At 60.0% G+C, this 12,839-nt stretch carries 12 protein-coding genes; 7 read left to right on the top strand and 5 right to left on the bottom strand.

Going from position 1 to position 12,839, the window contains the following annotated elements; genetic code table 11:
• Positions 1-10: 10 nt before the first annotated feature.
• From ACKVY0_RS19605 to ACKVY0_RS19595, 3 genes are all read right to left on the bottom strand, one after another.
• Entirely contained in the window at positions 11-1,783 is a 1,773-nt protein-coding gene (locus ACKVY0_RS19605; protein WP_409216532.1) for a GspE/PulE family protein, read from the bottom strand.
• 140 nt (positions 1,784-1,923) lie between these two features.
• On the bottom strand, positions 1,924-2,976 hold the full coding sequence (locus ACKVY0_RS19600) for a peroxiredoxin family protein (RefSeq protein ID WP_409216531.1): 1,053 nt from the start codon (positions 2,974-2,976) through the stop codon (positions 1,924-1,926).
• Positions 2,977-2,982: 6 nt separating this feature from the next.
• Positions 2,983-4,113 carry a CAP domain-containing protein gene (locus ACKVY0_RS19595; RefSeq protein WP_409216530.1) on the bottom strand — a complete coding sequence of 377 codons (1,131 nt, stop codon included), beginning with the start codon at positions 4,111-4,113 and terminating at the stop codon, positions 2,983-2,985.
• Between the two features lie 157 nt (positions 4,114-4,270).
• Here ACKVY0_RS19595 and ACKVY0_RS19590 point away from each other — a divergent pair, with 157 nt between their 5' ends.
• From ACKVY0_RS19590 to ACKVY0_RS19575, 4 genes are read left to right on the top strand one after another with little or no spacing between them, the layout of a single operon-like run.
• A complete protein-coding gene (locus ACKVY0_RS19590) occupies positions 4,271-4,927 on the top strand; it encodes a hypothetical protein (RefSeq protein WP_409216529.1) in 657 nt (218 codons plus the stop codon).
• A complete protein-coding gene (locus ACKVY0_RS19585) occupies positions 4,924-5,226 on the top strand; it encodes a transcriptional regulator (RefSeq protein WP_409216528.1) in 303 nt (100 codons plus the stop codon). The genes ACKVY0_RS19590 and ACKVY0_RS19585 overlap by 4 nt, the downstream gene beginning before the upstream one ends.
• 49 nt (positions 5,227-5,275) lie before the next feature.
• Entirely contained in the window at positions 5,276-6,172 is an 897-nt protein-coding gene (gene ispH / locus ACKVY0_RS19580; protein ID WP_409216527.1) for a 4-hydroxy-3-methylbut-2-enyl diphosphate reductase, read from the top strand.
• A gap of 47 nt (positions 6,173-6,219) precedes the next feature.
• Positions 6,220-7,002, top strand: a complete 783-nt coding sequence (locus ACKVY0_RS19575) for a hypothetical protein (RefSeq protein ID WP_409216526.1) — start codon at positions 6,220-6,222, stop codon at positions 7,000-7,002.
• A gap of 51 nt (positions 7,003-7,053) precedes the next feature.
• Here the strand turns inward: ACKVY0_RS19575 and ACKVY0_RS19570 are convergent, their stop codons facing one another.
• The gene (locus tag ACKVY0_RS19570) at positions 7,054-8,181 is read right to left on the bottom strand and encodes an Lrp/AsnC family transcriptional regulator (protein WP_409216525.1); all 1,128 of its coding nucleotides are present in this window, start codon (positions 8,179-8,181) and stop codon (positions 7,054-7,056) included.
• Between the two features lie 102 nt (positions 8,182-8,283).
• Between ACKVY0_RS19570 and ACKVY0_RS19565 the strand changes: the two genes are divergently transcribed.
• From ACKVY0_RS19565 to ACKVY0_RS19555, 3 genes are all read left to right on the top strand, one after another.
• Positions 8,284-8,661, top strand: coding sequence for a DUF721 domain-containing protein (locus tag ACKVY0_RS19565; RefSeq protein ID WP_409216524.1), 378 nt, complete (start codon positions 8,284-8,286; stop codon positions 8,659-8,661).
• 115 nt (positions 8,662-8,776) lie between these two features.
• Positions 8,777-10,252, top strand: a complete 1,476-nt coding sequence (locus ACKVY0_RS19560) for a CbiX/SirB N-terminal domain-containing protein (protein ID WP_409216523.1) — start codon at positions 8,777-8,779, stop codon at positions 10,250-10,252.
• 30 nt (positions 10,253-10,282) lie between these two features.
• The gene (locus tag ACKVY0_RS19555) at positions 10,283-11,518 is read left to right on the top strand and encodes a DUF1015 domain-containing protein (RefSeq protein ID WP_409216522.1); all 1,236 of its coding nucleotides are present in this window, start codon (positions 10,283-10,285) and stop codon (positions 11,516-11,518) included.
• 114 nt (positions 11,519-11,632) lie between these two features.
• On the opposite strand, the gene tilS is transcribed toward ACKVY0_RS19555, so the two are convergent.
• The gene (tilS, locus tag ACKVY0_RS19550) at positions 11,633-12,604 is read right to left on the bottom strand and encodes a tRNA lysidine(34) synthetase TilS (RefSeq protein WP_409216521.1); all 972 of its coding nucleotides are present in this window, start codon (positions 12,602-12,604) and stop codon (positions 11,633-11,635) included.
• Positions 12,605-12,839 lie beyond the last annotated feature (235 nt).

Genomic DNA, 12,839 nt, shown 5'->3' with positions numbered 1-12,839 from the left:
GAGGAGGTTTTCATGCGGCGAGACGGGTGGGTGCGGCGATGGTGGTGGTTTGTGGATTGTGCTGACGATCCGAAGCCGCGGTGACGGAGAGCACCTCTTCGATGGTGGTTTCGCCGCTGAGCACTTTCTGGAAACCGTAGCCGCGCATCGGGATGTAACCGTCCTTGATGGCCTGTTTGTGAAACTCGGCGGGATGCGCACGGCTGTTGATGAGGTGCTGCAAGGCGTGCGTGACGAGGCAGACTTCGTAAATCGAGAGACGGCCTTGGAAACCACTGCTGCGGCAGGCTTCGCATCCGACAGCACGCATGATTTTTCCGGGCAGATGTGAGGGGAAGCCGATGGACTTCAAATAGCTCTCCTCCACCTGCGTGGGGACTTTGCACAATGGGCAGAGCTTTCTCACAAGACGCTGCGCGAAGAATGCACGCACAGCGCTGGAGACCAGAAACGGCTCGACTCCCATGTCGATGAGGCGCGTGATGCCACCGATGGCGTCGTTGGTGTGAAGGGTGCTGAAAACCAAGTGGCCGGTGAGCGCGGCGCGCACGGCGATCTCGGTGGTTTCAAGGTCGCGCATTTCCCCGATCATGACGACATTCGGATCGCCACGCAGGATGCTGCGCAGACCAGCACCGAAGGTGAGGCCGATCTCGGGTTTCACGGCGATCTGCACGATGCCGGGCATCTTGTATTCGACCGGATCTTCGATGGTGACAATGCGGCGATGCGTTTGATTGAGATCAGTGAGGAAGGCGTACAGCGTCGTCGATTTGCCGCTGCCGGTGGGGCCGGTGATGAGGATGATGCCGTTGGGCAGCTTGAGCAGTTCATCGACGACGGGGCGGATGTTGTCGGTGAGACCAAGGCGGTTCACGGTGACCTGCTGCTGCGCAAGGAGACGCAGGCTGATGCTTTCGCCTTCGACGGAGGGAATGGTGGCGACACGCACGTCGATGGCGAGGCCGTCGAGTTCGAGATTGATGCGACCATCCTGTGGCAGACGCTTTTCGGCGATGTCGAGACGTGCCATGATCTTCAGGCGCGCAATCACGGAGGCCTGGAGCGATTTGATGTTTTCGGGGACGGCGAGTTCTTCGAGACGGCCGTCAATGCGGTAGCGAATACGCAAACGATCCTGCTGCGGCTCGACGTGGATGTCCGTGGCGCGTTGCTCGAGTCCGCGGCGGATGATTTGATTCACGAAGCGCACGACGGAGGCTTCCTCGTCCTCGGGTTCATCAAGCACGGTTACTTCATCGCGCAAATCCTCCGCGCCCCAGTCAGCGCGACCGCGCAAAATCTTCTCGAACGTGTCCGCACCGAGGCCGTAGAGCTTTTGCAGACCCTCGACGATGCGGGTGCGCTGCCCCACATGCCAGATGACCGGCATCGCGAGACTTGCGGCCACGCGTTGATGCGCGACAAGGCTCAGCGGATCAAAGGTGGCGATATGAAGCGTGCGGGCAGGCTCGGTGCCGTCGTCACTTTGAGTTTCCTCGGTGAAAATCGGCAACAAACGATGACGCAATGCGATCTCAGCGGGAAGCATGCGACGCATGCCCTGCTCGGTCGGCTGATCTTCATCCTTTGGTTCCCACCATGGCAGGCCGAGTGTCTTCGCGAGTGCCGTCAGAAAATCACGTTCACGCACGCCTTCGCAATCCAGCACGGCATCGACGAACGACGTTTGATTGTAGCAAGCCTCCTCCACTGCCTGCCGCACGGCAGGAAGATCGGCGCAGCCGGAATCTGCAAGAATTTGGTCTATAAGAGGCAGCATGTGAAAAGAGGCCCAAACCAGCCTCACAATGCCATATAATTATGGTTTTTCATAGAAATGGCAAGTTTTTAATACATCTAAACCATCCGTGAAGCTGAAAAGACCCGCCGACCCGCTTCTCAAACCCGATGGACCCTAGGCTATTTGGCCGCGTTGATCTGGTTCACCATCGCATCCAACGACCCGTTCTTGATGGCGATCACGCCCTTGGGATCGATCAGGTAAAGCGTTGGAAAATTGCGCAGGTTGTAGAGCGTGGTGTTGGGGCCGCTGCTGGTGTTGTCGAGGATGTTGCGGAAGCTGACCTGGTAGTCGGCGAGCGCTTTTTTGGCCTCGGTCTCGATGTCGGTGTTCACGCCGAGGACGAGGGCGTTTTTGTCTTTGAGCTGCGCTGCCGTTTGATTCATGAGCGGCAGGATGCCGTGACAGGCATGGCACCAGCCGCCCCAGAAGATGACGATGACGTGTTTGCCACGGTAATCGCTGAGCTTGAAGCTGACACCGTCCGCATCCTTGCCCTCGATCTCCGGCGCTTCGCAACCGACCTGGAGACTCATCATCTCAAACAGCATCTTGAAGGCGAAATCGGAGAGCTTGAAGCCCTGGATGGTGACATCCGCGTATTTGGCATTGAGCTGCTGGAAGTATTCCAGTGCCTTTTCCTTCGATGCGGCTGCGGAAACGCGATCAGCGGAGGCGTCGAAGTTTTTGAAGTGTATCGCGCCGAGGGCGTAGAGCGCCGCCGCTTTCTCCTCGGGATTCGTGTTCTTCTCGATCACGGCCTTGAGCACCGGCTCGGCGGGCAGACCGTGGTATTCGAGCTGCTTGATCGCTTCAGCGATGCCCTTGCTGCCAGCGAAGGTGGTGCCGAGTATCTTCAGCGCCTCCTGGCCTTCGGGAAAACTCGCAGCGCCCGTCACCAGCCAGTTCACACCTTTTACGACATCCGGCTGATCCAGGTTGGTCTGCACCAGCTTCATCATCTTCGTCGCGTAAGGCCCGGCGCTGGGGATGCTGGCGCGAAACTTGTTTTTCTCCTCCTCCGTGGCCGCGGCGATGAGCTTCTGCGTGTTGGCACGCACAGAGTTTTCGTACTCGTCGATGATCGCACGAATCTCCGTGGCGAGCCGTGATGCCGGGACCTGGGCAAAGAGAGAAACAACGGACAGGAGCAACAAGATGAGTGATTTCATGGCGAATCAGCAAAGAGGACGGCGTGAACGAGTGCGAAGCATCAGCATGCCTGCGGCGAGGCAAAGCAACAGGCTGCCAGGCTCTGGGACCATCATGAAGGACGAATAGACATTGTCATAGAAGATCACGGGAGCGCCATAGTCTTCGGTGTGCGCATTGAGGGTGAACGTCTGCGCAGGCAAAGCGGTGTCAGGCGCTTCCACTCGATAAACAACGCCGTCCGTGAGCCCAGCGAGCGACACATTGAAGCCGCCGGCGCTGTTGCTGAATCCACTCGCGACCAGAATGCCGCTCGTATCGTTGTAAACATTGACCGCCACGCCAGCGATCCCTTCGCCCGGGGTGTAAAAGGCGTCCGCAGCGATGGTGTCCTCATACACGGAGCCGGTGAGGATCGCGTCGGAGAAATAACTCGCGCCATCAAACCGGAACTGCGTGGCGAAATGCTGCGTCACGACATAGGGGCCGATGGCCGCCACATTGGCGCCAGGAATCGCGCCGCTTTGAAAACCGATGCCTATTTCCTTGAAGGCCGAATCCACCAGCACGTCACGATGGCTGGCCGGACTTTGAATACCGTTGCCAAAACCGGGCGACGCGCCATTGCCATCGCCCCAGTCGATCACAAAGCCGCCATGGCCGTGCGTGATCGTCTGCGTCGAGGCAAACAGATTCTCGCCCACTTCGAGCCAGTTCGTGCTGTAGCCGCCGTTCACGACACGTTGATTCAAGCTAAATCCATCCAGCGTGTGTGACTGCAGGTCGTTGCTGACCATGAGATTGGAATACGTCGTGGCCGAGGCATTCAGCGCGCTGTTCCACGCCAATGGCGGCGCCGCCACGAGACTGGCAAATTGCGAGTTGAGATCGGTGGCGCTGGTGCCGAAAAAGTTCAGCGCGTTGACGATGCTCGGATCATCCGACTTCGGCGTACCCCACACGCCCGGCGCTGAAAAATTCACCAGCTTCTGCAACTCCGCCTGCGGAGAACTGCGGAAGCGATTCGTCAGTTCCAGCCAATACTGCTGCTCCGCCGTCGGATCGGCTGCGACACTCGTTCCCTGCCCTGCCAAAACCAAGAGCAGCCACAAGTAATGCCTGCCCAGGCCCGTCCCGAAACGAGACCGGCGGCGCAAAGGCGATGAAACAGCAGCGTGAGGCATCAAACTTTAATTTATAGTAATTATAAGCCCCTGCCAACTCTGATTACAGCGCTCGGATGCTTCGATGCGATCACTTTGCATCACAAAGTTTCGCTTGCACACTTCACTTTGGCGCGCAAAGTGAGTCCCCATGAGCACGACCGCCGCCGCCTTGGAGAACCTCCGCATCATCCGTTCCCTCATGGAAAAAGCGCACATCTACCGCGCCGTTTCGGCGCCAGCGGCACTGGTCGGTGGTGTGATGGCCCTCGCAGCTTCCGCCTGGCCGGTACAACACGCCTTGGCAAACAACGGTGACGCCGTGATGTGTGAAAAGTGTTTCCTCGCCACTTGGCTCATCATTCTCGGCATCGCTTCCGCATTAAACGTCGTCTTGCTCGCCAAAGAGGCCGCACGCCGCAGCCAGCCCTTCGTTTCCGAAGGCATGCGCATGGCGCTGCGTGCGTTCGCGCCGCCGATGCTCGTCGGCGGCTGCGTTGGCATCGGCCTGATCGTCTTCCTGCACAATCTCACGCTCGCCGCCCTGATCTGGATTCTTTGCTATGGCCTCGCCCTGCTCAGCACCGCCAGCTTCTCGCCGCGTTCCCTGCCCCGCCTTGGCTGGGCCTTTGTCATTACCGGTCTGCTGCTGTTCTTCGCCTGGGCGGCAAACCGGGATGTGGATCTTCTTTCCAGCGACATGGCTCCCGCATCGCTCGTCATGGGTCTCACTTTCGGCCTGCTGCATGTCATTTACGCCCTCGCTGTCTTCCTCACCCAGAAACCTGCGGAGGTGCAGCCGAAATGATCGACTTCGATCAAATCGACAAGCTCATCCACGAAAAGGGCCGCCTCTCCATCATGACGCTGCTCTCCACGCGGGGCGAATGGGCCTTCCAGGATCTCAAAACCGAACTCGGCATGAGCGACGGCAATCTCATCTCCCATCTCCGCACCCTCGGCACCGCCGGTTACATCAAGGAAACCCGCGACGAGTCCGGCACCCGCCCACGCACCAGCTACGAACTCACCGCCGCCGGTCGCAAAGCCTTCAAAGATTACGTCGAAGTGCTCGGCGAGATCGTCAAAGCCGCCCAACAAGCCTGATTCTCCTTCTTTTTATCCATTCACTTTGTCCCACAAAGCCAACAACACCATGAACATCATCCTCGCTCAACATCACGGCATGTGCTTCGGCGTCCGCGACGCCCTGCGCACCACCCACACCGCTGCACAACGCGCCCCGCTGACCATCCTCGGCCAGCTTGTCCACAATCCGCTTGTCGATCGCCATCTCGCCGCCGTCGGGGCTCAACGCGGTGATCTCGATGACCTCAGCAGTTCAACGACTCAGCAAGTCGCCATCACCGCCCACGGCGCATCCGACAAACACCGCCACGCCTGGCAAAACGCCGGTCACAGCGTCATCGACACCACCTGCCCGCTCGTCAAAAAAGCCCACCACGCCCTCGCCACACTCGTCAGCGATGGCTACCAGCCAATCGTCATCGGTCAGAGCCAGCACGTCGAAGTGCGCGGCCTCATCGGCGACTTTCCGCAAGCCGTCGTCGTGCTTGAAGAAGCCGACCTCGCGCAAATTCCCGCGCATCCACGGCTCGGCATCGTCTCCCAGACCACGCAGCCCGTCGAAAACACGCTGCGACTCGTCGAGGCCATCAAGCGCCTCCACCGCAGCTCCGAGGTGCGTTTCATCGACACGATCTGCCATCCGACGAAACAGCGGCAAACCGCGATGGATGATCTGATTCGCGATTGCGACCACATTGTCGTCATCGGCGGCCGCAACAGCAACAACACGCGCCAGCTTGCCCAAAAAGCCGCCGCGCACGGCCTGCGCACGCTGCAAATCGAACGCCCCGACGAACTCGATCCCGCGTGGTTCCGCGACGCCCGGAATGTCGGCGTCACCGCCGGCACCTCTACGCTCGATGAAACCGTCGATGCCGTCATGCAGCGCCTCCGCCAGATCGCCGCCGAGCTGCGCAGCACGCCTGCGCACGAATTTCTCCGCACCATGCTCCAAGCCGCCTGATCACGAACATTCAACATCGAACACTGAACTCTGAACATTGAACCTCTATGAACACGCAACACTGGATCAACCACTTCGAGGCCAACACCCGCCTCAATCACGATCTCAAGCTCCCCGCAGCCCCCTGCGAGCTTCCCGAACACGTTCGCACCGCCCTCGCCCGCTCCATCGCCACGTTTCAGCTCGGCGAAAGCGGCGGTGGCACACGTTTGCGCCGCTACACCCGCAGCATCGCCTCGCTGGAGAATCTTCGCGGCTACCAGCGTGCCGTCGATCTCTTCGTCACCGAGGAGCAAAGCCACGCCGCCCTGCTCGCACGCACCGTCACGCATCTGCGCGGCAACTTGCTGCAGAAGCAATGGACGAACTCCATCTTCCGCTGGATGCGCGATCTGGTGAACCTCGAGTTCAACATCCAGGTGCTCCTCACCGCCGAACTCATTGCCGAGGTCTATTTCGGCCTCCTCGCCTTGCGTTGCAGCGATCCCGTCGTCCAAACCGTCGCCAAAAAACTCCTGCGGGATGAAATGGGCCACCTCGCCTTCCAGCGCGACTTCCTGTTCGAGCGCTTGAAGACACTCACCCCCGCCATGCAACGCCTCTGGCGCTGGCAATTCCAAGCCATCCACCGCGCCACCGCCGCCGTCGTCGCCTGGGACCACCGCGACTGCCTGCGCAGCCTCAAGGTGACACCTGCCGACTTCCGCGCACGCGCCGCACGCAGTTGGCAGAGCTTCCAGTCACGTCTCGAACGTCGGCTGAATGCAGATGAACTTCCATCTACGACATTTGCATCAATGCCATCCAAGCTTGGCAGCATCAAAAGCTAAACGGTCCGATGGAATGGTCTGTGAACGAACAACAGCCCAACAAAAAACACCTCACACCACTGGCCCCGGCACATCCTTCCACTTCGCGTGCCATTCCTTAAACACGATGGGAGAGATCTCGCTGGGCTTGATCTCGCTGCGGCCACCCCAGAAGACGTTGGTGTATTCGAGCGGGATGCCGACCTCGGCGAGGTGCTTGTCGATGGCGGCCTTGTGAGTGAGCACGGTGTCTTTGTCGGTGCCGTGGATGACGCCCATGATATTCACATTGGCGAAGCGGTCGCCGCCTTCACGCCAGTAGGCGTGTGTCATGATGGTATGACGTCCGACTTCGCCACCGGCGCGTTCTTCCATGCCCTTCGGCACCTTCCAGTGGAACAGCGCATTGAAGCGCGTGACACGCTGGCCTGAGGCGCTCGGTTTGACGTGCTCAAGAAAAGTCGAGAGGCGGCCAATGACGCCCTTGGCATCGAGGCGCTTGGCGACCTCGCAGAATTGCTCCAGCGAGACGCCAGCGTCCTGCGCACGGCCCGCCCACGGCTCGGGGCCGATTTCTTCGGCGGCAAGATCGCCTTTGAGATGCAGGAGCACATTCCACTCCTCAGCATCAAGTTCGGCGATAGTCGTGGTCATCATCTTGGCCGGTTCGTCGGCCTTTTCACCGGGCTCCATCGTCTTGCGGCGCACATGGCCGACGCCGAGGGCGAAAATACCGTGCGCCTGCATCGTGTAGTAGCTTTCCGCGCCGATCAGACGCGCCAGCACATCGCAGTGCTCGTTGATGGCGTGATCCTGCGGCACTTTCAACGTGGTCCACAGGCGATAGTCGCTGCCACTAACCTCACGGTCCGTGCTGCGCATGACGACGTGGCCGCTGAACGGGTCTTGTTTGAACAGAAAGTCGAACGCGGCATCCAGCTTCTCCGGCGGCACCTTCCAGGCCACGAGCGCACCTTCGGCGAGTTTGTTGGCCAGCAAGGTCTGCCGCACACGGCGGATCACCCCAGCCTTCAGCATGGCGCGGATGCGCTCCACCACGGTGTCAAACGGCAGCCCGCTCTGCTCCGCGATGAACTGGAATGGCTGCTGATGAAAGCCCTTCACCCGGTCCTCGCTCACGGCGAGAATTTGGGCGTTGATGGGGTCGGTGTGCTCGATGGGAAGGGTAGCGTCGGACATGGCGGGGAAAATGGCGGGCGGAATCCATAGCGGTGCCCTCAGGGATTGCGAGATTTGAAATTTGCGATTTAGCACGCGGCAATTGCCGTCTAGCATGCGCCCATGAACGACCGCAAGCCCACCGCCACCATGCGCCTGCGCCATAACCTGCTCTCCGCGTGGCGTGGCGTGGACAACGGCCCGCTCATCGACCTGCCCACGCTCAAGGTCGGCGATCTCGCCACGCAGATCATGGCGAAGTACGGCATGGCCAACCGCGTGAAGTTGGAGGACATCCTTGCCGCGTGGGAGGAGATCGTCGGCACCTTCCTCTTCAAAATGACCCGCCCGGATGCCTTTGAACGCGGTGTCCTGACCGTCCGCCTCATCCAACCCTCCGCACATCACGCACTCATGCAGGAAAAGGTCAAAATCCTCAAGCGCCTCCAGGGGAAACTGCCCGACGCGAAGATCAAAGACATCCGCTTCCGCCATGGCTGACGTACGCCATTCCCATGAAACAACCCAGGCTAAAAGTGCTCAGTTCTCAGTGCTCAGTGCTCAGTCAGAGCGGGAGAAGCACTGAGCACTGAGCACTTCCCCCTCCTATCACACCTTGTCCTCCCTCCAACACACCGCCCTCATCATCGTCGGTCACGGTTCCACCGTGAATCCCGACTCCAGCGCTCCCACGCATCTCCATGCCGACGCCATCCGCCGCCGCGGCATCTTCCGGGAAGTCGTCTGCTGTTTCTGGAAGGAGGAGCCGAACATGCGTGAGGTCTATGAGATGGTGGACAGCGATATCATCTACATCGTGCCGAACTTCATCAGCGAAGGCTACTTCTGCCAGCAGGTGCTGCCGCGCGAACTGCGTCTCGACGGCCCCATCACGCAGCGCGATGGCAAAACGATCTACTATTGCGATCCGGTCGGCATCCACCCGAACATGACGCGCCTGCTGCTGCAACGCGCCGATGAAGTCGCGCCCGGCGTGCCGCGTGACCGCACCAGCCTCGTCATCGTCGGTCACGGCACCAACCTGAACGAGAACTCCCGCAAGGTCATCGAAACGCAGGTCGCCCTCATTCGCGATGGTGGCCACGGCTTTGCCGAAGTCGTCGATACCTACATGGAGGAAGCACCCTTCATCGCCGACTGGGCCAAACTGACCACCGCACCAGATGTTGTCGTCGTCCCCTTCTTCATCGCCGACGGCCTGCACAGTTTTCAGGACATCCCCGTCCTGCTCGGCATGCGCGAGGAAATCGGCGCAGCCTTGAGTGAAAGCGGCGTCTTCCATCACAACCCGCACCAGCTCCAGGGCCGCCTGCTCTACTACAGCGGTGCCATCGGCACCGCAGCGCACATGGCCGACGTGATTCTCGATCAGGTGCATGATTTTGATGCCAAGCACGGGGGAAAAGCACAAACAGGAAAGCAGAAAGCAGAAATCATTCAGGCGCTCGCCGCATGGCTTCAAGGCGGTCGTGATCAAATCGGCGAAATCGCCATCATCGTGAATCCTGATGGCACCTTTTCGCTCTGCCATATCGCCGATCGAGGCAAAGACGATCTCCAAGTCCACCACGAGGCCCATGATGCGCTGTTTATCGCCCGCAACGACGCCAGCGGCGTGTTTCGCCCGCTGCACTCCGCGCCCACGTTGAATCGCGGCTGGCGGCTCGATCTCGCAACACTCGATGATCTGCGGCTCGCCCTCGATTTCCTCTATCCCGCCGCCCTCGGCATGGCGCATGCCTTGGAACAGAACAAACTCGCCGCCGTGCCGCTGCGTGATGTTCTCGGTCGCCAGACCGGCATGTATCGCTTCGCCAACACCATCACCGACGACCAGGCACACGCGCTGATCGGCAAGTGCTGCGCGAACGAAAACTGCCTGCGCCGCATCCTCTGGCCGCTCACTGCCACCCAGCAGATGGCGAACGAGGCCGCGTCTAAAACACAGCCCAACCACGCACCGAACGCCATCCCCCTGCTCTGCATCGAGGCCTGCACCCACATCGTCTCCGCCGCCCGCAAGATCGCCCGCGAAAGCCATGAGGCGAATCAGCCAAAGAGTGCGGATTGACAACGCCACGCACGCGAACTATCCCGCCCTATGCGCATCCGCTCATTCAAAGGTCTCGTCCCCACTCAGAAAAACGCCCCCGAGGTAGCCGCCGTTCCATATGACGTGGTCAATCGGGAGGAAGCCGCCGCTCTCGCCAAAGGCAAGCCGTTCAGCCTGCTGCATGTGGACCGTGCCGAGATCGACCTCGACACCGAGGTCGATCCCTATTCCGCGCCGGTGTATGCGAAAGCACGCGAGAATTTCGACCGGCTGCAGGCGCAGGGTATCTTGGTGCGCGAGAGCAAGCCCTGCATGTATCTCTATCGCCAGATCATCGCCGGGCACAGCCAGACCGGCCTCGTCACCGTCTGCCACACGGAGGATTACGAGCAGGACATCATCAAAAAGCATGAGAAGACCCGGCAGGACAAGGAAGACGACCGCACCAACCTCGTGGACGCCCTGAATGCGAACACCGGCCCGATTTTCCTCACCTACCGCCAGCGTCCGGGCATCAGTGCCTTGATTGACAGCTTCACGAAGGCCGAAAAACCGATCAACGACTTCACTGCCATTGATGGCGTGCGGCATCAGTTGTGGCGGATCAATCTGGGCCTGTGCGTTTCGTTGACCGGCCTGTTCGAGAGCCAGGTGCCCTGCGCCTACGTCGCGGACGGCCATCACCGCGCCGCCAGCGCCTTCCGCGTCAGCAAGCTGCGCCGCGAGGCCAATCCGAATCACACCGGCGAGGAAAACTACAACTGGTTCCTCAGCGTGCTGTTCCCCGGCAACGAATTGAAAATCCTGCCCTACAACCGTGCGGTGAAGGACCTCAACTGCAACGACCGCGAGGAATTCCTCAAGAAGATCGGCGAGATTTTCACGGTGAAGACCACCACGCTCAAATCTCCCACGAAGCCGGGTCAGTGCTGCATGTATCTCAAAGACCAGTGGTATGAGCTGACCTGGGAAGCCGCCAAGGACGCCAGTCCCATCGACCAGCTCGACGTCAGCATCCTCCAAGACCGCGTGCTCAAACCCGTGCTCGGCATCGACGATCCACGCACCAGCAAGCGCATCGACTTCATCGGCGGCATCCGTGGCACGGCCGAACTCGAAAAACTCGTGAACAACCGCGACTTCAGCGTCGCCTTCTCGATGTTCCCGACCACCGTCGATCAACTCATGGCCATCTCCGACATCGGCCAGATCATGCCGCCCAAGAGTACGTGGTTTGAACCGAAGCTGCGCAGCGGCCTGTTCATCCATACCCTGGAAGGGTGAGGAGAAAGTAGTTAAGAACTTTAGTTCGCTCTGGAAGGCGCTCACGCCTCTCCCAGAACGAGCTAATCCATTCTCCGTAGCAGGACTGCGAAGGATGAAAGCTCTGGACTACTTTCACTCCACCCACAGCCGCTTTGCCTTCCGGCGCAGGTGACGATCATGCGGCAGATTGATCTTCGCAGGCCCCTTGGGTGCGAGCATCGCCATCGCGGCTTCAATGTCATCATGCTCGATGCCTGGCAGTTCCACGACCTCGCGCAGCCAAAGCGCGAACACGCGTGACAGCACCGCCGGGTGCAACGCGAGCAGTTCCGGCGTGACCAGCAATGAACGATCCTCATTCACGTGCTGTGGTGCGGTTAAAAACGCGAAAGCTTGCCGCTGCAAGCCATCGTCATCCTGCTCCGCCAGCGATCCCAGCCGCAAGACCTGCGGCACCACGTCACGGGCGAAGATGTCGTTCAATAACGGCAGCGCCTCATGTCGCAGCCGGTTGCGGCGATGTTTGGGCGAGGTGTTGCTCGAATCCTCGCGGAACTTGCAGCGCTTCGATTTGAGATACGCGTCAATCTCGCTGCGCCGAACGTGCAGCAGCGGGCGCACGAGATGCAGGCCGGAATCAAGACGTTGCGCGGCATGCATGCCTGCCAGACCGGCCAGACCGCTGCCACGGCAGAGATTGGCGAGGATTGTCTCTGCCTGATCCTCGGCGTGATGTGCCAGGAAGACGATCCAAGTGTCATGCTTCTCCGCCATGCGCAGCAGAAACGCATGCCGCGCCTCACGGGCCGCTGTTTCGACCGAAATCTTCCGCTCCTTCGCCAGTGCAGCGACATGCGCTGCCTCGATCTCGCACTTCAGCTCGTATTTCTTTGCCAGGCGCTGCACAAACATCGCATCGCCATCGGATTCGTCGCCCCGCAGGCCGTGGTTGAGATGGCAGAGGATCAGATTCGTGAATCCCGCCTCCCGCAGCAGGTGCAGCAGCGCCACCGAGTCGCGTCCGCCCGAAATCGCCAGCAGCACGGGTGCAGATGGAGCGCAGGCAGATGGGACATGGAGCGTGATGGGAGCAGCAGTAGGCATGGCCGACTATGGAGCGACGGCGAATCGTCGGCAAAAGGGATTCATCCTAAAGCCAAAAATGGAAGAACTGAGAATGGCGGAACTGAAAACTGCAAATGGGCATGAAAACGCTTTTGGCTGCGATGACGCTTTGCGGCATTGCATTTTCAGTTCCGCCATTCCTTCATTTTCAGTTCTTCCATTTCATTCTGGAGTTTGCATGCCTGCCCTTGCCATGCTCCGCAGTCTCGACACT

This window comes from Prosthecobacter sp., from assembly GCF_046154365.1.
Lineage (GTDB): Bacteria > Verrucomicrobiota > Verrucomicrobiia > Verrucomicrobiales > Verrucomicrobiaceae > Prosthecobacter.
This window is presented reverse-complemented; position numbering and strand designations above follow the sequence as displayed.